Raw genomic sequence first — 16,464 nt, 5'->3', positions numbered from 1 at the left:
CGGATGACGGCCGGTCCCGCAGAGCCCGGCATTCCCCTCGGCGCGGCGCAGCGCGTCGCCTGGCTGCGGCTGATCCGCTCCGAAAATGTCGGCCCGGCGACCTTCCGCGATCTCCTCAACCATTTCGGCTCGGCGGCGGCCGCGCTCGATGCTCTGCCGCGGCTCGCGCAGCGGGGCGGCCGGCCGATCCGGATCGCGAGTGCGGCCGATGCCGAACGCGAGATCGAGGCGCTCGACCGGCTCGGCGGCCGCTTCGTCGGCATCGGCGAGCCGGACTATCCGCCCTGGCTGCGCGAGGCGGACGGCGCGCCGCCCCTCGTTGCGCTGCGCGGCGGCACGGCCGGGTTGACCCGTCGCCCGGCCGTGGCGATCGTCGGGGCGCGCAATGCCTCCGTCGCCGGCCGCAAGATCGCCATGTCGCTCGCCCGCGGCCTGGGGATGCAGGGCTTTCTGATCGTCTCCGGTCTCGCCCGCGGCATCGACGCCGCCGCGCACGAGGCGAGCCTTTCGACCGGCACGGTGGCGGTTGCCGCCGGCGGGCTCGACCGGCTCTATCCGCCCGAGAATCTCGACCTCGCCGAGCGAATCCTCGCCGAGGGCGGCGCGCATCTCTCCGAGATGCCGCTCGACTGGGAGCCGCGCGCCCGCGATTTCCCGCGCCGCAACCGGATCGTCTCGGGCATGGCGGCGGCGGTCGTCGTCGTCGAGGCGGCGGACCGGTCCGGCTCGCTGATCACGGCGCGCCTCGCGGCCGAACAGGGCCGTCTCGTCTGCGCCGTGCCCGGCTCGCCGCTCGACCCGCGCGCGGCCGGCACCAACCGGTTGATCAAGAACGGCGCCCACCTCGTCACCGAGGCGGCCGACATTGCCGAACTGGTCGCGCCGCAGTTCGGCCGGCCGCTCGCCCCGCCGCCGGACTGGCGCGAAGAGGGCGAGGACGCGCTCGAACGGGCCGACGAGCCGGCGGCGGACGACCGGGCCCGGTTGATCGAGGCGCTCGGCCCCGCCCCGATCGGTATCGACGACCTGATCCGCTTCACCGGACTGTCTGCTTCGACCGTGCAGATCCTGTTGCTCGAGCTCGACCTCGCAGGCCGTATTGCCCGCCATCCGGGGCAGCGCGTCTCGTTGATCGAGCGGTAGCCGGCCGGCACTGCCGACGCGGCAGGCGGACCGCGGCTCAGCGGCGCCCGTGCGGCCCGTCGCCCGGCTGGCGGGCTTCCTGCTCGGCCATGGCGAGCAGATAGGCGAGCATGCCCAGACCCGCGCGGCTCGCCATCATCTTCAATTCGGCCGACAGGCTCGCGATATAGGCCGCAATGGCATGCCGATCGTCGCCGTCGCCGTCCGATATGTTCATCGTCCCCTGCCCCTGCAACCGAGGATCGCAGCGTCGAGGCAGAACTATATCTGATTGTCGTTACGCGATACAACACCTTCAGGTTGCATAGCGCGCAATGCGCGCGGAGCCTTGATTGACAGCCTCCCCGCTTTCCGGGATTGTCGCGCCCGTCGAGGGGTGCCGGGCGATGCCAGGGAGCGCCCCTCTTTCCTCTTTCACCGGCGCGCCGTCGGCGCCGCCGAGAGTTCAAGCCGCACATGCATCTCGTCATTGTGGAATCGCCGGCCAAGGCGAAAACCATCAACAAATATCTCGGTTCGGACTATCAGGTCCTCGCCTCCTACGGCCATGTCCGCGACCTCCCGTCGAAGGACGGCTCGGTGCGTCCGGATGAGGATTTCGCGATGGACTGGGCGGTCGACGGCAAGGCGCAGAAGCGCCTGTCGGACATCGCCGCCGCGGCACGCAAGGCCGACCGCCTGATCCTCGCCACCGACCCCGACCGCGAGGGCGAGGCGATCTCCTGGCACGTGCTCGAAGTGCTGCGCGAGAAGCGGATCGCCAAACCGGTCGAGCGCGTCGTCTTCAACGCGATCACCAAGCAGGCCGTGCTCGACGCGATGAAGAACCCGCGGCCGATCGACGGGGATCTGGTCGACGCCTATCTCGCCCGCCGCGCGCTCGACTATCTCGTCGGCTTCACGCTCTCGCCGGTCTTGTGGCGGAAGCTCCCCGGCGCCCGTTCGGCGGGGCGGGTGCAATCGGTGGCGCTGCGCCTCGTCTGCGACCGCGAGAACGAGATCGAGACCTTCCGGGCCCGCGAATACTGGTCGCTCGTCGCGACCCTCGCGACGCCGCGCGGCGACACTTTCGAGGCCCGGCTGGTCGGCGCCGACGGCAAGAAGATCGGCCGGCTCGATGTCGGCACCGCGGAGGAGGCGCAGGCCTTCCGCGCCGCGCTCGACGCCGGCCGCTATACCGTCGGAGCGGTCGAATCGAAGCCCGCGAAGCGCCATCCCTTCGCGCCCTTCACCACCTCGACGCTGCAGCAGGAAGCGAGCCGCAAGCTCGGCCTTGCGCCGAACCGCACCATGCAGATCGCCCAGCGCCTCTATGAGGGCGTCGAGCTCGGCGGCGAGACGGTCGGCCTCATCACCTATATGCGAACCGACGGCGTCGACATGGCGCCCGAAGCGGTCGCCGCGGTGCGCGACGTGATCGCAAGCGATTTCTCGCGCCGCCACCTGCCCGGCGCGCCGCGCCGCTATCAGGTGAAGGCGAAGAACGCACAGGAAGCGCACGAGGCGATCCGCCCGACCGATCCGCGCCGCCACCCGAAGGACGTTTCGCGCTTCCTCGACGCCGAGCAGGCGCGGCTCTACGAGCTGATCTGGAAGCGGACGATCGCCAGCCAGATGGAATCGGCCGAGCTCGAGCGGACCGTCGTCGACGTGCTCGTCGAAGCGGGCGACCGCCGGCTCGAGTTGCGTGCCAACGGCCAGGTCCTCACCTTCGACGGCTTCCTCGCCCTCTATAACGAGGACAAGGACGACGAAGGCGACGAGGACGAGGGCCGGCTGCCGAAGATCCTCGTCGGCGAGACGCTCGAGAAGCGCGAGCTGAAGGCGACGCAGCACTTCACCGAGCCGCCGCCCCGCTACACCGAGGCGACGCTCGTCAAGCGGATGGAAGAGCTCGGCATCGGCCGGCCGTCAACCTACGCCGCGACGCTCGGCGTGCTGCGCGACCGTGAATATGTCCGGCTCGAAAAGAAGCGGCTGATGCCGGAGGACAAGGGCCGGCTCGTCACCGCCTTCCTCGAGAGCTTCTTCTCGCGCTATGTCGAGTTCGACTTCACGGCGGGCCTCGAAGAGCAGCTCGACCGGATCTCGAACGGCGAGATCTCCTGGAAAGACGTGCTGCGCGAGTTCTGGCGCCAGTTCTCGCACGATGTCGACCAGACGAAGGAACTGCGCGTCGCCGAGGTGCTCGACGCGCTCAACGAGTTGCTCGGGCCGCACGTCTTCCCGCCGCGTGCCGACGGGGCCGACCCGCGCACCTGCCCGGTCTGCGGCACCGGCAAGCTGTCGCTGAAGCTCGGCAAGTACGGCGCGTTCATCGGCTGTTCGAACTATCCGGAATGCCGCTTCACCCGCCAGCTCGGCAGCTCCGGCGAGGAGGCGGCGGCGCGCGACGGCGAGGCGGGGCTGTCGGCCGACGGCACGCGCCTGCTCGGCACCGATCCGACGAGCGGGCTCGAGGTGACGCTCCGCTCCGGCCGGTTCGGCCCCTATGTCCAGCTCGGCGAGGCCGAGGGTAAGGAGAAGCCGAAGCGTTCCGGCCTGCCGAAGGGCTGGGACGCGGCGAGCCTCGATCTCGAACGGGCGCTCGCCCTGCTGTCGCTGCCGCGGACCGTCGGCAACCATCCCGAGACCGGCAAGCCGATCGAGGCCGGCATCGGCCGCTACGGGCCGTTCGTCGTCCATGACGGCACCTTCGCCAATCTCGATTCGGTCGAGGAAGTGTTCACGGTCGGGCTCAATCGGGCGGTCAGCGTGCTCGCCGAGAAGAAGGCTAAGGGGGGTCGCGCCGCCCGGCCCGGTGCCGAGGCGCTGAAGACGCTCGGCGAGCATCCGACGCTCGGCGGCCCGGTGACGGTGCGGGCCGGCCGCTACGGCCCCTATGTCAACCACGACAAGGTCAATGCGACCCTGCCGAAGGGCACGGAGCCCGAGGCGATGACGATGGAGGTCGCGGTGGCGCTCCTCGCCGAACGGGCGGGCCGTGCCCCGGCGAAGCCGGCTCGCGGCCGCAGCACCGGCGCGAAGACCGCGGCGAAGAAGACGGCGGCCGACAAGGGCCCGACCGAGAAGAAGGCGGCACCGGCGAAGAAGAAGCCGGCCGCCAAGGCGAAGCGCGCGGCCGGGGAGTAGCACCCGCCGGAACGGCGTGCTCCCATCGGACATTGCCGTCCGGCACGGAGTGGAGACAGGTGGCGAGGAAGGGCGGCGACGCGGACGGTGAGGACGGCGAGGCGAAGGCCCCGGCGGCGAAACGGCCGCGCCGGGCCAAGACCATGGCCGCGCCCCCCGCGTCACCCGCCAAGCGGAGCGGCGACGGCCTGCCCTCGCGGGAAGAAATCCTCGCCTTCATCGCCGGCCATCCCGGCAAGGCGGGCAAGCGCGAGATCGCCCGCGCCTTCGGCATCGCCGGCGCCGCGCGGATCGGCCTGAAGCAGCTCCTGAAGGACATGGCGGAAGACGGCGTCGTCGAGCGGCGCCGCAAGACCCTCAGCCGCGCCGGCGCGCTGCCGACCGTCAGCGTCTTGACGATCGTCGAGCGCGATGCGGACGGCGATTTCGTCGCCGAGCCGCACGAATGGGACGCCGAGGGCCGGCCGCCGCGCATCCTGCTCGTGCCGCAGCGCGGCCAGCCGATCGCCCCGGCGCCCGGCCTGGGCGACCGCGTGCTCGCCCGGCTGGCGCCGGCTGACGGCGAGGAGACCGACTTCGCCTATACGGCGAAGGTCATCAAACTGATCGAGCGGCGGCCGGCGGCGATCATCGGCGTGCTGCGCAGAACGCCGCAGGGCGGCCGTATCGAGCCGGTCGATCGCAAGCAGAACGAGATCGACGTCGACGAGGAGGATCTCGGCGCCGCGAAGGACGGCGATCTCGTCGAGGTCGAGGTGAAGCGGTTCGGCCGGTCCGGGCGGGCACGCGCCCGCGTCCTCGAGGTGGTCGGCGCGATGACGAGCGAGAAGGCGGTGAGCCTGATCGCCCTTCACGTCCATGGCATCCCGCACATCTTCCCGGCTCCGGTGCTCGCCGAGGCGGAGGCGGCGAAGACCGCTCCGCTCACGGCCCGCGAGGACTGGCGGACCCTCCCCCTCGTCACCATCGACCCGGCCGACGCGAAGGATCACGACGACGCCGTCCATGCCGAGCCCGATCCTGATCCCGAGAACCCGGGCGGCTTCCTCGTCACGGTCGCGATCGCCGATGTCTCCTGGTATGTCCGGCCGGGCTCGGCGATGGACAGGGAAGCGCTGAAGCGCGGCAATTCCGTCTATTTCCCGGACCGCGTCGTGCCGATGCTTCCCGAACGGATCTCGAACGATCTCTGCTCGCTGCGCGAGGGGGAGGACCGGCCGGCGATCGCGGTCAGGATGCGCTTCACGGCGGAGGGGAAGAAGACCTTCCATGTCTTCCACCGCGTGATGATGCGCTCGGCGGCGAAGCTCTCCTATGCGCAGGCGCAGGCGGCGATCGACGGCCGGACGGACGACAAGACCGGTCCGCTCCTCGAGCCGGTGCTGCGGCCGCTCTGGCGGGCCTATGAGGCGCTGAAACGGGGCCGTGACAAACGCCAGCCGCTCGACCTCGACATTCCCGAGCGCAAGGTGATCGTCGCGCCGTCCGGTGCGATCGACCGGATCGTGGTACCGGAGCGGCTCGATGCCCACCGGCTGATCGAAGAGTTCATGATCCAGGCGAACGTCGCCGCCGCGGAGACGCTCGAACGGCGCAAGACGCCGCTCGTCTATCGCGTCCACGATGCACCCTCGCTCGCCAAGATCGAGGCGCTGCGCGAATTCCTCGCCTCGCTTGAGCTCTCGCTGCCGAAGAGCGGCAATCTGCGGCCGGGCCAGTTCAACCACATCCTCGCCCGGGTGAAGGGAACGGAACACGAGACGCTCGTCAACGAGGTGGTGCTGCGCTCGCAGAGCCAGGCCGTCTACGACCCGCAGAACATCGGCCATTTCGGCCTCAACCTGCGGCGCTACGCACATTTCACCTCGCCGATCCGCCGCTATGCCGATCTGATCGTGCACCGGGCGCTCGTCCGCTCGCTCGATCTCGGCGAGGGCGGGCTCCCCGAGGGCATCGAAGAGCGGCTCGCCGACATCGCGACCGAGATCTCCGGCGCCGAGCGGCGGGCGATGGCGGCCGAGCGCGAGACGGTAGACCGGCTGGTGGCGCACTGGCTCGCCGACAGGATCGGCGCGAGCTTCGCCGGCCGGATCGCCGGCGTGACCAAGGCCGGGCTGTTCGTGAAGCTCGCCGAAACGGGCGCCGACGGATTCGTGCCGATCGGCTCGCTCGGGCAGGACTATTACGTCTATGACGAGGCCCGCCACGCGGTGATCGGCGAGCGGACGGGCGAGATGCACCAGCTCGGCGACGCGGTCGAGGTGCGGCTCGTCGAAGTGGCGCCGATCGCCGGCGCACTGCGTTTCGAGATGCTGACCGAAGGCCGGCGCCTGCCGAAGGGCGAGCGAAAGGTCCGCACGGCACCCGGCCGCAGCCGGACCGGCGGGCCGTCGCGGCGCGCGGGGCCACGCCGCGGCCGCTGACCGCTCAGGCGGGCCGCGTCAAGAAAGCCGCCGCGGATAGTCGTGGCGCGGCGGCAGGCGGTGGTGGAGCACGGCGAAGGCGATCAGGCTCGCGCTGCCGATCAGCACGACCGCGAACAGCGCGGCGGGTGCCGCCGGGGCCGCTGCGGCGACGATCGGGATGGCGCCCGCCGGCGGATGGGTCACGCGCAGCGCCAGCATCAGCGCGATGACGAGGCCGACCGCGATCGCGGTGGCGACGAGCGAGCCGGGAAAGGCGAGAACCGCGACGACCCCGATCGCCGCGGCGAGCAGATAGCCGCCGAACACGTTGATCGGCTGGGCGAGCGGGCTCGCCGGCTGGCCGAACAGGAGCACAGCGGTCGCCCCGAAGGGTGCGATCAGGAGCGGCAGATGGACGAGGGAGGAGAGTGCCCCGACGAGGCCCATGCCGAGCATCGCCCCCGAACCGGACTTGAGATGGAGGATGAGCCGGCCGCGCGGCTCGTGCCGGGCGAGAAAGGGCCGGATGTGACGACGCATGGGGCAACGCTCGCCAGGGACAGTGGATCGGCCGTCTGCATAGCCATCGGCGCGGTCGGATGGCAAATGCATCCGTTCCAATCGGAGGCCGTTTTGCGGAAAGCGCTTCCAGAAGGGCGCGGCCAGCCGCCGCAACGGCTTGCGCCCGCCGCGCCGGCACAGATATGGGAGGGCATGCTGGAGGGGACGATGAGCGACTGGACCGGGCGGACCGACGCCGCCGCGCCGCCGAAGCGCCCGCTGATGCCGGCCTTGACCAAGGGCTTTCTCTGCCGCTGTCCGCATTGCGGCACGGGGGCGCTCTTCGACGGCTATCTGAAGGTGGTCGACCGCTGCGACGCCTGTGGTGAGGATCTGTCGCACCAGCGGGCGGACGACGCGCCGCCCTATTTCACGATCTTCATCGTCGGCCATATCGTCGTTCCGCTGATCCTCGTGGTCGCCACCCACTGGCAGCTCTCGAACGCCACCCATCTCGCGATCTGGCTGCCGCTCACCCTCGTTCTCACTCTCGGCCTGCTGCGGCCGGTGAAGGGCGCCGTCGTCGGCCTGCAATGGGCGCTGCGCATGCACGGCTTCGATCCCGAGGGGGATCCGAACGATCCCGAGCCGAGCCGGTCGGCCTGACGGCTCCGGGGGTGGCGAGCCACCCTTCCGCCCTGTAGATGACGAGCCGCCGAGTCTTTTCTCCTCGCCCGAGCCATTCCCCTGCCCGAGGTGCCGATGTCGCATAGTGCCGAAATCGAGGCCGAGCCCTGCCGGAACGGCAGCCTCGTCGCGCCGCTCGCCTCGGTCGCCGCCGTCGGCCTCGGTTTCTCGATCGCCATGCCGCTGCTCAGTCTGACGCTCGAGGCGCGCGGCATTTCGAACACCTGGATCGGCATCAACACCGCGGCCTGGGGCCTCGCCTCGATGGCGATCACCCCCTTCGTCCCGCGCCTCGCCGCCTTCATCGGCACGTCGCGGCTTCTCGCCTTGTCGATCGCGACGATGGCGGCGGCCCTGCCGCTGTTCTGGCTCGCCGAGAATTTCTGGCTGTGGTTCCCGCTCCGCTTCCTCGCCGGCGCGGCGCTCACCGTCACCTTCGTGCTGTCGGAGTTCTGGATTTCGACGGTCGCCCCGCCCGCCCGCCGGGGCCTCGTCATGGGGCTCTATGCAACACTCCTGTCGCTCGGCTTCGCCTGCGGACCGCTGGTCCTGCGACTGACCGGGCTCAACGGCCTGCCGCCCTTCGGCGCCGGCGCGATCGTGCTCGCCCTCGCGGTGATCCCGATCCTCGCCGGCGGCAATGGCGCGCCGCGGCTCTCCGGCCATGCCCGGGGCGGCATGGGCCGCTTCCTCTTCCTCGCGCCGGTGGCCACCGGCGCGGCGCTGCTCTTCGGCATGATCGAGAGCGGCGCCTTCGCCCTCCTGCCGCTCTATGGCCAGGCGGTCGGCTTCGACCGCGACACGGTGATCCTGTTCGCGATCGCGGTGACGATCGGCAACATCGTCATGCAATTGCCGATCGGCCTGCTCTCCGACCGGATCGACCGGCGGGCGCTGCTCCTCGGCATCGCCGTCTGCGGACTCGTCGGCTCCGCGGTGACGCCGCTGGTGGCGCACGGCTTCTGGCCCTTCATGATCCTGCTCGGCCTGTGGGGCGGCTCGGTCGGTGCACTCTATACGGTGGGCCTCGCCCATCTCGGCTCGCGCTTCTCGGGCGCCGACCTCGCGACCGCGAATGCCGCCTTCGTGTTCTGCTATTCCGCCGGTGCGCTGGGCGGCCCCGCGGTGATCGGCGCGGCGATGGACGTCTGGCGGCCGCACGGCTTCGCGGTGGCGCTCGGCGCCTTCTTCCTCGCCTATATCGTGCTCGTTTTCATCCGGCTGACCACCAGGGCCGCCCAGAACGGCTGAACACCCGGGCGACCAGCCGCCGCGAGCCTTGACATTGCGGCGGGCTCGGCTAGGTTCCCGGCCAAATCGGCCGTTGGTCCTCGACCCGGGCCGCGCCTTTATTTCCGGAAGGTTCTCCCCATGGCCAAGGCCACCACCATCAAGATCAAGCTCGTGAGTTCGGCCGACACCGGCTTCTTCTACGTCACGAAGAAGAACTCGCGCACCATGACCGAGAAGCTGACGGTCAAGAAATACGACCCGGTCGCGCGCAAGCACGTCGAGTTCCGCGAGGCGAAGATCAAGTAAGCCTCATCCCGGAGGCTGGCGGAGACGAGGCGCCGTTCGCGGCGCCTTTTTTCTTGCCCGGCGTTCGGTTCGGCCTTCCGCGAACGGCGCCCCTGTGGGGGGCCCGCGCACGGGAACGTCTGCAGACATGTCGATGAAGGTGGCCGGCCCAGAACGGGTCAACGAGGAGGCCACTCTCGCCGTTCTGGGCCGAGCCGACCCCACATGCCAGGAGATGCGGCGGACCTGGGCATACGGGGTGTCACCGTGGCGCTCCGGTCGATTCCGAAGCGCCATCCGATCGCCATCACCATAGAACGAACCGTTCGCCAGCGGAATGGATCGAGCGGCTCTGCCGGCAGATTATTTCAAAATTTGATGTATTTTTTGACCGAAGATGCAGGCTCGACGGGACGATCCCCGATCGCTTCGATCACAGGTTGCGGCTCGACCTCGCCCGGCCCCTTCCTTCGCGACTCACCCGTCGCCGAGATAGGCCTTCACCGTCTCCAGGAACTTCGCGACGGAGATCGGCTTCGACAGATAGGCTTCGCAGCCCCCCTCCCGGATGCGCTGCTCGTCGCCCTTCATCGCGAAGGCGGTCACCGCGATCACCGGGATCGACTTGATCGAATCGTCTTCCTTGATCCATTTCGTCACCTCGAGGCCGGAGACCTCGGGCAGCTGGATGTCCATCAGGACGAGATCGGGACGATGCCGGCGCACCAGTTCGATCGCCTCCAGCGCATGGCGGGACTGGATGACGGCATAGCCGTGCGCTTCGAGGAGATCGTGGAAGAGCTTCATGTTGAGCTCGTTGTCTTCCACGACCAGGACCGTCTTCGGCATGATGCTTCTCCGTCCCGGCCCTGCCGCTTTCGGTCGCCCGAAGAGGGCGGCGCAGGCACGCGGCGCGCGAATGTGCGATAAGACTCTAGCGATGGAATCGTTTCGGAAAGGCAAACCCGCGATGCTGCGAGACCGCCCGGCGCGGATGACCGAAACCGAGGCGGAGACGCTCGCGGTCCGCGCCCTCGCCTTCATCGCCGGCGAACCCGAGGAACTCGGCCAGTTCCTGGCGCTGACCGGGATCGGCCCCGAGAGCATCCGCGCCGCTGCCGGCGAGCCCGCTTTCCTCGTCGGCGTGCTCGAATATATGCTCTCGAACGAACCCCTTCTGATCGCCTTCGCCGCCCGCGAGGCGATCCGCCCGACCATGATCGCGGCGGCCCGCCACGTGCTCGACGCCACCCTCCCCTTCGAGGGCTGAGCCCGTCCGCCTCTCAACCCGCCGAGCCCTTCGCATGCCCTTCCTTCCGCTCGACCTCGATGGCTATACCGATCTGCCGCCGGGCCGGATCGCCAATATGGTGACCTATCTCGAGATGCGCACCCCGCCCGCCTCGCCGCGCGGCGACCGGCCGGACCTGCGGGTGCGCCGCATCGAAAGGCCCGAAACCGCGAGCTATCGACAGCTCTATTCGCGCATCGGCGAGCGCTGGCTGTGGTTCTCCCGCGCCGTCATGCCGGAGGAGGAACTGCGCGCCCTGCTGTCCCGTCCGGACACCGAGACGCGCTATCTCGAGGACGATACCGGGCCGATCGGCCTTTCGGAGATCCATGTCGGCCGTGACGATGTGGAGATCGCGATGTTCGGCGTCGTGCCGGAAGCGGCGGGGCGGGGCGCTGCGGCGGTGCTGATGGACGCCACCCTCGCCGCCGCCTGGCGCCCCGGCATCGAACGGGTCTGGCTGCACACCTGCAGCTTCGATTCCCCGGCCGCCCTGCCCTTCTATGCGAAGTCCGGCTTCCGACCGTACAAGTTCGCCGTCGAGGTGTCGCCCGATCCGCGGCTGACCGGCCATCTGCCGCGCAGCGCCGGACCGCACATTCCGCTGATCGAGCCGGAGGAGAGGTCATGATGATGGCCGGGGAGACGCCCGCCACCGGCGTGCACGGCTATGTCGACGATCCGCGCAACGACCACATCCTGATCTCGGTCAACGGCAGGCTCGTGCCGCGCGAAGAGGCGGTGGTCTCGGTGTTCGATTCCGGCTTCGTGCTGGGCGACGGCGTCTGGGAGGGCTTGCGCGTCGTCGCCGGCGGTGTCGCCTTCCTCGAGCCGCATCTCGACCGGCTCTATGAGGGCGCGCACGCGCTGATGATCGACATCGGGCTCGACCGGGCTGCGCTGAAGCGGCGGCTGTTCGACTGCCTGAAGGCGAACGGCATGACGGACGGCGTGCACGTCCGGCTGATGGTGACCCGCGGCGTCAAGCGCACGCCCTATCAGGACCCGCGGCTCGCCATCGGCAAGGCGACGATCGTCATCGTGCCGGAATACAAGCTGCCGAAGCCGGAGACGGTAGAGAAGGGGCTGAAGCTCTTCACTGCCCATGTCCGGCGCACCGGGCCGGCCGAACAGGACCAGAAGCTCAACTCCCATTCGAAACTCAACTGCATCCTCGCCTGCATCCAGGCGACCGAGGCGGGCGCCGACGAAGCGCTGATGCTCGACGATCGCGGCTTCGTCGCGACCTGCAACTCGACCCATTTCTTCATCGTCCGCAAGGGCGAGATCTGGACCTCGACCGGCGGCTACTGTCTCGGCGGCATCACCCGCGGCAACGTCATCGCGATGGGCCGGGCGGCCGGCCTGCCGGTGTTCGAGAAGGATTTCAGCCTCGTCGACGCCTATGGCGCCGACGAGGCCTTCGTCACCGGCACCTTCGCCGGCCTCGTGCCGGTGCGCATCGTCGACGGAAGGCGGATCGGCACCGGCGCGACGCCGATGATCGAGCGGCTGCGCGGCCTATACCGCGATCTGGTCGCCGGCGGCCTTTCGCCGATCGACTGAGGGGCCGAGCGCGGAGCGCGCCGTCTTCGCCGCGAGATCGCGGTTCATCAAGCCGCGGAGCGCTATGTCGATCGCCCGCTCCTTCGCCATCAGCGTCCGCAGCGCGGCGACGTCCCAGGCGAGGCAGTGCGCATCTTCTGCGAGCCGGACGGAGGCGCTCGCCGTGCCGCCGGTCAGGAAGGCGATCTCGCCCAGGAAGATGTGCGGCCCGACCGCCAGCGTCTCGCCGTTCTTGCGCACCTCCGCCTCGCCCGACAGGACGAAGTAGAGCGCGCCCGGCCGCTTGCCTTCCTCGATCAGGGCTGCCGGCCCGTCGATCCGCCGCCCGGCCGCGAGGAGCCGGCGGAACTGGCCGTAGCTCAGCACTTCGAGCTGGTCATAGAGCGGCCGGGTTCGCGGATCGATGCCGTAGCCGATGCGGTCGCGGAAGAGGAGCACGATCATCCCGGCATTGAGCAGGAAGGTCACGGCCTTCCAGAACAGCGGGTTGTAGAGCGGCCCGCCGACGATGGTGAAGTAGTAGACCGACTGCAGCACCATCGACACGACAGTGATCGCCCGCAAATAGAGCTGGTCGCGGAACAGGAAGGCGAGAAAGGCGATCGCATTCGCGAGATGGAAGAGGACGAGGGACATGCGTCTTGCGACCGACCGAGGAGACCGGGATCATGGCGCCGCAGTGGGGCTTCCCCCGCGGACTGATTCTATGGGTTCCATATCATGGGGCGGAGGCGCCGCGCGATGTCATATACCGACACCGTCCTGTCATATTCCGGGACCGCCGACGATGGCGTCGCCCGCATCGCGATGTGGTCGGGACCGCGCAATATCTCGACCGCGATGATGCGCGCTTTCGGCAACCGGCGGGACGCCCATGTCGTCGACGAACCCTTCTATGCCGCCTATCTCGCCGCAACCGGCCTCGACCATCCGATGGCCGAGGCGGTGATCGCCGCCGGCGAGACCGATCCAGACGCGGTCGCCGCAGCGCTGACCGGACCGGTTCCGGCCGGCACGACGCTCTTCTACCAGAAGCACATGACGCACCACATGCTGCCGGGCTTTCCGCTCGGCTGGAGCGATGCGGTGCGGAACGCCTTCCTGATCCGCCGGCCGGAGAGCGTGCTCGCCTCCTATCGCGCCAAGCGCGAGACGGTGGCGCTCGCCGATCTCGGCTTCGTCCAGCAGGCGGAGATCTTCGAACGGGTGGCCGACCGGCTCGGTGCGGCGCCTCCGGTGATCGACGGGGCCGATGTGCTCGCCGACCCGGCCGGCGTGCTCGCGGCCCTCTGCGCGGCGCTTTCGCTCTCCTTCGAGCCGGCGATGCTCGCCTGGCCGCCCGGCCGGCGGGCGACCGACGGGGTCTGGGCGCCGCACTGGTACCATGCGGTCGAAGCGTCGACCGGTTTCGGCCCGCCGCGGCCGGAGATCGCCTTCGCCGATCTCGACGACTCGCTGAAGCCGATCGCCGAAGCGGCGCGGCCCCATTACGAACGGCTCGCCCGCTTTCGGCTCGCGGCGGCGGCTCAGCCGGCGTGAGAGGGGTGGCCGGCGCCGCGCCGGCGCCCGCCCGCGGGCGCCACGCCGGCTCTCGCGCCGCGATCCTGGCCGCGTTCGGCGATCAGTTCCGCGCGCTTCAATTCATCGAGCGCGGCGTCGAGGAGGCGCTGCGCGGCGTCGCGCTGGGCGCGCAGGTCGGCGGCCGATGTGATGAGATTGTCACGCCGCTGTGCGGCCGCGCGGGCGAAGGTCGGATAGGCGAAATGGCTCGTGTCGCGGATGCCGGAGCGTTCCTCCTCGGCGAGGATCTGGTCGTTCAGCTCCCGCGCCATGCGCTCGAATTCGGCGATCATCGCCTCGATCTGCTCGACCTGCCTGCGCTTTTCCTCCGCCTGGAACCGCTTCGAGCGGATCAGGCTGTCGCGCGACTTCATCGTCCTCGCTCCCCTTCAGAGCCGGCGGCAGGCGCGACAGCGATCGAAACGGAAGGACGGCGGCCCTTTCCCATGCGCGTCACCCGCCCTTCCCCGTGAAGTGAAGGCCCAGTCTCCGGCCCGGGGCACGAAAGGCCCCGTCCCCCCAGCACGCCCGGGTGGCGGCGGCTTCCGCTCGCCCGGATCAGTTCCCCGTCAGCGAGCGCCCCGAGGCGCGCCCCCCCGCGACCCGATGCACGGATCGGCACGAGCGGATGGCCAAAGGGGCGGTCGAGGCGGCCCGGCGAATGGGGTCTCGCGGCCCGGCGGCCGTTGTTGCCCACGGGCGGAATATCCCCGTTATCCCCGACCAGAGCGCCCACGCTTGTCAAAACCTTAAGCCGCCGACCCGCCGTCAACCTTTCCTTTACGTCTGCCGTTAAACATGACGCATGAGGCCTTAAGAGGGGGTAAACCCGAGGCTCGCGGAACGGCGGCGTTCCAAAATCGCGAGTCGGACGAGACGCTTACCGGATGGGATCGCGTTTCCCGGACCCGGTCCGACAGACCGGCCGAGCAGGCCGGGATGGACGAAGAGGCGGTGCCCGAGGCACCGAGATCTTAATCCTCTTGTCGGCCGGAATCGGGATTTGTTAACCATTGGGCGGTAGCGTCCGAATCGGGTTTTGACCCTTTCCTCGGCGCCGGGCGCTCTCCCGGCGCTCCAGGCCCCGGACAGGCACGAGGGGACAGGTAATGCGAGTTCTGCTGATCGAGGACGACAGCGCTACCGCGCAAAGCATCGAACTGATGCTGAAGTCCGAGAACTTCAACGTCTACACCACCGATCTGGGCGAGGAAGGCGTCGATCTCGGCAAGCTCTACGATTACGACATCATCCTGCTCGACCTCAACCTGCCGGACATGTCCGGCTACGAGGTGTTGCGGTCGCTGCGGGTGTCGAAGGTCAAGACGCCGATCCTGATCCTCTCCGGCCTCGCCGGCATCGAGGACAAGGTGCGCGGACTGGGCGTCGGCGCCGACGACTATATGACGAAGCCGTTCCACAAGGACGAGCTCGTCGCCCGCATCCACGCCATCGTCCGGCGCTCGAAGGGCCATGCCCAGTCGGTGATCAACACGGGCGATCTGACCGTCAATCTCGACACCAAGACCGTCGAGGTGAACGGCCAGCGCGTGCATCTGACCGGCAAGGAATATCAGATGCTCGAGCTGCTCTCGCTGCGCAAGGGCACCACGCTGACCAAGGAGATGTTCCTCAATCATCTCTATGGCGGCATGGACGAGCCGGAGCTGAAGATCATCGACGTCTTCATCTGCAAGCTGCGCAAGAAGCTCGCGACGGCGACGCAGGGCCACAATTATATCGAGACGGTATGGGGCCGCGGCTATGTGCTGCGCGAGCCGGACGATCGCGACCTGCGCGCCAGCGCCTGACCGCCGAACCTCTCGCCCCTGAAGCCCCGCCCCGGCGGGGCTTTCGCTTTTCCGGACGCCTGGGGCGGGTCGACGTAAGCGGGAAAACGTCAGGCCTTCGGCAGGGCGGTGATGACGACGTCGACGCCCGCGAAGACGGCGGCGACCGTCATGCCGCAGGCGCGGGCGAGCAGCCCCGCATAATAAGGCTGTACGGCATGGGCATCGACCGGCACCTCGCCGATCTCGCCCGGCACGAGCCGCTCGAAGGCGTGCGGGATGCGCGCGGTCGGACCGCTGCAATGAAGCGTGAAGCTCGGATTCTTCGGCTCGCCCTCGATCGTCACGGTGATCGAGCCGCCACGCGGCACCGCGGCGACGGCGAGCAGAACGAGGTTGAGCACCAGCTTGACCTGGTTCTTCGGCATCAGCGCCCGCGGCGCGATCCAGTCGAAGGACGCCTTCTCACCCTCCATATAGCCGCGCGCCACCTTCTCGGCGTCGGAGAGATCGATCTCCGCCCCCGCCGATCCGGCGGCACCGAAGGCGAGACGGGCGAATTGCAGCTTGGCGGAGGCCTGGCGCGCGCTCTTGCGGATGAGGTCGAGCGCGAAGGTCTTCATCTCCTCGCTGTTTTCTTCGTCGAGCACTTCGAGGCCGTTATTGATCGCGCCGACCGGCGAGATGATGTCGTGGCAGACCCGGCTGCACAGGAGCGCCGCGAGATCGAGCGCCGCGAGCTCCACAGTCTGCGTCTCGGGATGCTCCATCGCCGCCTCCGTCCGAATCGTCGCCATCGACCCCGCCTCGGATACCCCGCCCGCCGCGCCCTGCCAACCGAAGCCGGCGTGTGGCGCCCGGCGATCCTTGC

At 69.3% G+C, this 16,464-nt stretch carries 17 protein-coding genes; 11 read left to right on the top strand and 6 right to left on the bottom strand.

Annotated elements, in window-relative coordinates; genetic code table 11:
- The first annotated feature begins 3 nt into the window (after positions 1-3).
- On the top strand, positions 4-1,143 hold the full coding sequence (dprA, locus tag GGQ63_RS08580; protein ID WP_183854685.1) for a DNA-processing protein DprA: 1,140 nt from the start codon (positions 4-6) through the stop codon (positions 1,141-1,143).
- A 37-nt stretch (positions 1,144-1,180) separates the two neighbouring features.
- On the opposite strand, the gene GGQ63_RS08575 is transcribed toward dprA, so the two are convergent.
- Positions 1,181-1,360, bottom strand: a complete 180-nt coding sequence (locus tag GGQ63_RS08575; RefSeq protein WP_183854683.1) for a hypothetical protein — start codon at positions 1,358-1,360, stop codon at positions 1,181-1,183.
- Between the two features lie 239 nt (positions 1,361-1,599).
- On the opposite strand from GGQ63_RS08575, the gene topA reads away from it, so the two are divergent.
- Together topA and rnr are read left to right on the top strand one after the other, a co-directional pair.
- Positions 1,600-4,275: a type I DNA topoisomerase gene (topA, locus tag GGQ63_RS08570; protein WP_183854680.1), complete on the top strand. Its 2,676-nt coding sequence runs from the start codon at positions 1,600-1,602 to the stop codon at positions 4,273-4,275.
- A gap of 143 nt (positions 4,276-4,418) precedes the next feature.
- Positions 4,419-6,698 (top strand): ribonuclease R, encoded by a 2,280-nt coding sequence (gene rnr / locus GGQ63_RS08565; protein ID WP_183855403.1) that lies wholly within the window; start codon positions 4,419-4,421, stop codon positions 6,696-6,698.
- A gap of 18 nt (positions 6,699-6,716) precedes the next feature.
- Here the strand turns inward: rnr and GGQ63_RS08560 are convergent, their stop codons facing one another.
- Entirely contained in the window at positions 6,717-7,220 is a 504-nt protein-coding gene (locus GGQ63_RS08560; RefSeq protein WP_183854678.1) for an HPP family protein, read from the bottom strand.
- 189 nt (positions 7,221-7,409) lie between these two features.
- Here GGQ63_RS08560 and GGQ63_RS08555 point away from each other — a divergent pair, with 189 nt between their 5' ends.
- The 3 genes from GGQ63_RS08555 to rpmG all read left to right on the top strand — a co-directional run bounded on the left by GGQ63_RS08555 (position 7,410) and on the right by rpmG (position 9,407).
- The gene (locus tag GGQ63_RS08555; protein ID WP_183854676.1) at positions 7,410-7,847 is read left to right on the top strand and encodes a DUF983 domain-containing protein; all 438 of its coding nucleotides are present in this window, start codon (positions 7,410-7,412) and stop codon (positions 7,845-7,847) included.
- Between the two features lie 96 nt (positions 7,848-7,943).
- Positions 7,944-9,119, top strand: coding sequence for an MFS transporter (locus GGQ63_RS08550; protein WP_183854674.1), 1,176 nt, complete (start codon positions 7,944-7,946; stop codon positions 9,117-9,119).
- 120 nt (positions 9,120-9,239) lie between these two features.
- Entirely contained in the window at positions 9,240-9,407 is a 168-nt protein-coding gene (rpmG, locus tag GGQ63_RS08545; protein WP_183854672.1) for a 50S ribosomal protein L33, read from the top strand.
- A 456-nt stretch (positions 9,408-9,863) separates the two neighbouring features.
- On the opposite strand, the gene GGQ63_RS08540 is transcribed toward rpmG, so the two are convergent.
- A complete protein-coding gene (locus GGQ63_RS08540; protein WP_183854669.1) occupies positions 9,864-10,235 on the bottom strand; it encodes a response regulator in 372 nt (123 codons plus the stop codon).
- Between the two features lie 121 nt (positions 10,236-10,356).
- Between GGQ63_RS08540 and GGQ63_RS08535 the strand changes: the two genes are divergently transcribed.
- From GGQ63_RS08535 to GGQ63_RS08525, 3 genes are read left to right on the top strand one after another with little or no spacing between them, the layout of a single operon-like run.
- Positions 10,357-10,656 carry a DUF3572 domain-containing protein gene (locus tag GGQ63_RS08535; RefSeq protein ID WP_246429690.1) on the top strand — a complete coding sequence of 100 codons (300 nt, stop codon included), beginning with the start codon at positions 10,357-10,359 and terminating at the stop codon, positions 10,654-10,656.
- 34 nt (positions 10,657-10,690) lie between these two features.
- Positions 10,691-11,308, top strand: a complete 618-nt coding sequence (locus GGQ63_RS08530) for a GNAT family N-acetyltransferase (RefSeq protein WP_183854667.1) — start codon at positions 10,691-10,693, stop codon at positions 11,306-11,308.
- Positions 11,305-12,243: an aminotransferase class IV gene (locus GGQ63_RS08525; protein WP_246429689.1), complete on the top strand. Its 939-nt coding sequence runs from the start codon at positions 11,305-11,307 to the stop codon at positions 12,241-12,243. The genes GGQ63_RS08530 and GGQ63_RS08525 overlap by 4 nt, the downstream gene beginning before the upstream one ends.
- Here the strand turns inward: GGQ63_RS08525 and GGQ63_RS08520 are convergent.
- A complete protein-coding gene (locus GGQ63_RS08520; protein WP_183854665.1) occupies positions 12,199-12,879 on the bottom strand; it encodes a cyclic nucleotide-binding domain-containing protein in 681 nt (226 codons plus the stop codon). The two genes, GGQ63_RS08525 and GGQ63_RS08520, sit on opposite strands and share 45 nt — an antisense overlap.
- Before the next feature lie 105 nt (positions 12,880-12,984).
- On the opposite strand from GGQ63_RS08520, the gene GGQ63_RS08515 reads away from it, so the two are divergent.
- Entirely contained in the window at positions 12,985-13,782 is a 798-nt protein-coding gene (locus GGQ63_RS08515; RefSeq protein WP_210308435.1) for a sulfotransferase-like domain-containing protein, read from the top strand.
- On the opposite strand, the gene GGQ63_RS08510 is transcribed toward GGQ63_RS08515, so the two are convergent.
- Positions 13,770-14,177: a flagellar export protein FliJ gene (locus GGQ63_RS08510; RefSeq protein WP_183854663.1), complete on the bottom strand. Its 408-nt coding sequence runs from the start codon at positions 14,175-14,177 to the stop codon at positions 13,770-13,772. The genes GGQ63_RS08515 and GGQ63_RS08510 overlap by 13 nt on opposite strands.
- Positions 14,178-14,912: 735 nt before the next feature.
- On the opposite strand from GGQ63_RS08510, the gene ctrA reads away from it, so the two are divergent.
- Positions 14,913-15,614 carry a response regulator transcription factor CtrA gene (gene ctrA / locus GGQ63_RS08505; RefSeq protein WP_183854661.1) on the top strand — a complete coding sequence of 234 codons (702 nt, stop codon included), beginning with the start codon at positions 14,913-14,915 and terminating at the stop codon, positions 15,612-15,614.
- Positions 15,615-15,703: 89 nt separating this feature from the next.
- Here ctrA and chpT read toward each other — a convergent pair whose 3' ends face one another.
- A complete protein-coding gene (gene chpT, locus GGQ63_RS08500; RefSeq protein WP_425502068.1) occupies positions 15,704-16,390 on the bottom strand; it encodes a histidine phosphotransferase ChpT in 687 nt (228 codons plus the stop codon).
- Positions 16,391-16,464: the final 74 nt, after the last annotated feature.

The organism is Prosthecomicrobium pneumaticum (assembly GCF_014199915.1).
GTDB lineage: Bacteria > Pseudomonadota > Alphaproteobacteria > Rhizobiales > Kaistiaceae > Prosthecomicrobium > Prosthecomicrobium pneumaticum.
The sequence above is the reverse complement of the archived record's forward strand: the minus strand, read 5'-3'. Positions and strand labels throughout refer to the sequence as shown.

Excerpts from the sequence above, each read along its gene's own strand:
- dprA (WP_183854685.1), top strand. The coding sequence starts at position 4 with ATGACGGCCGGTCCCGCAGAGCCCGGCATTCCCCTCGGCGCGGCGCAG.
- GGQ63_RS08575 (WP_183854683.1), bottom strand. The coding sequence starts at position 1,360 with ATGAACATATCGGACGGCGACGGCGACGATCGGCATGCCATTGCGGCC.
- topA (WP_183854680.1), top strand. The coding sequence starts at position 1,600 with ATGCATCTCGTCATTGTGGAATCGCCGGCCAAGGCGAAAACCATCAAC.
- rnr (WP_183855403.1), top strand. The coding sequence starts at position 4,419 with ATGGCCGCGCCCCCCGCGTCACCCGCCAAGCGGAGCGGCGACGGCCTG.
- GGQ63_RS08560 (WP_183854678.1), bottom strand. The coding sequence starts at position 7,220 with ATGCGTCGTCACATCCGGCCCTTTCTCGCCCGGCACGAGCCGCGCGGC.
- GGQ63_RS08555 (WP_183854676.1), top strand. The coding sequence starts at position 7,410 with ATGAGCGACTGGACCGGGCGGACCGACGCCGCCGCGCCGCCGAAGCGC.
- GGQ63_RS08550 (WP_183854674.1), top strand. The coding sequence starts at position 7,944 with ATGTCGCATAGTGCCGAAATCGAGGCCGAGCCCTGCCGGAACGGCAGC.
- rpmG (WP_183854672.1), top strand. The coding sequence starts at position 9,240 with ATGGCCAAGGCCACCACCATCAAGATCAAGCTCGTGAGTTCGGCCGAC.
- GGQ63_RS08540 (WP_183854669.1), bottom strand. The coding sequence starts at position 10,235 with ATGCCGAAGACGGTCCTGGTCGTGGAAGACAACGAGCTCAACATGAAG.
- GGQ63_RS08535 (WP_246429690.1), top strand. The coding sequence starts at position 10,357 with ATGCTGCGAGACCGCCCGGCGCGGATGACCGAAACCGAGGCGGAGACG.
- GGQ63_RS08530 (WP_183854667.1), top strand. The coding sequence starts at position 10,691 with ATGCCCTTCCTTCCGCTCGACCTCGATGGCTATACCGATCTGCCGCCG.
- GGQ63_RS08525 (WP_246429689.1), top strand. The coding sequence starts at position 11,305 with ATGATGATGGCCGGGGAGACGCCCGCCACCGGCGTGCACGGCTATGTC.
- GGQ63_RS08520 (WP_183854665.1), bottom strand. The coding sequence starts at position 12,879 with ATGTCCCTCGTCCTCTTCCATCTCGCGAATGCGATCGCCTTTCTCGCC.
- GGQ63_RS08515 (WP_210308435.1), top strand. The coding sequence starts at position 12,985 with ATGTCATATACCGACACCGTCCTGTCATATTCCGGGACCGCCGACGAT.
- GGQ63_RS08510 (WP_183854663.1), bottom strand. The coding sequence starts at position 14,177 with ATGAAGTCGCGCGACAGCCTGATCCGCTCGAAGCGGTTCCAGGCGGAG.
- ctrA (WP_183854661.1), top strand. The coding sequence starts at position 14,913 with ATGCGAGTTCTGCTGATCGAGGACGACAGCGCTACCGCGCAAAGCATC.
- chpT (WP_425502068.1), bottom strand. The coding sequence starts at position 16,390 with ATGGCGACGATTCGGACGGAGGCGGCGATGGAGCATCCCGAGACGCAG.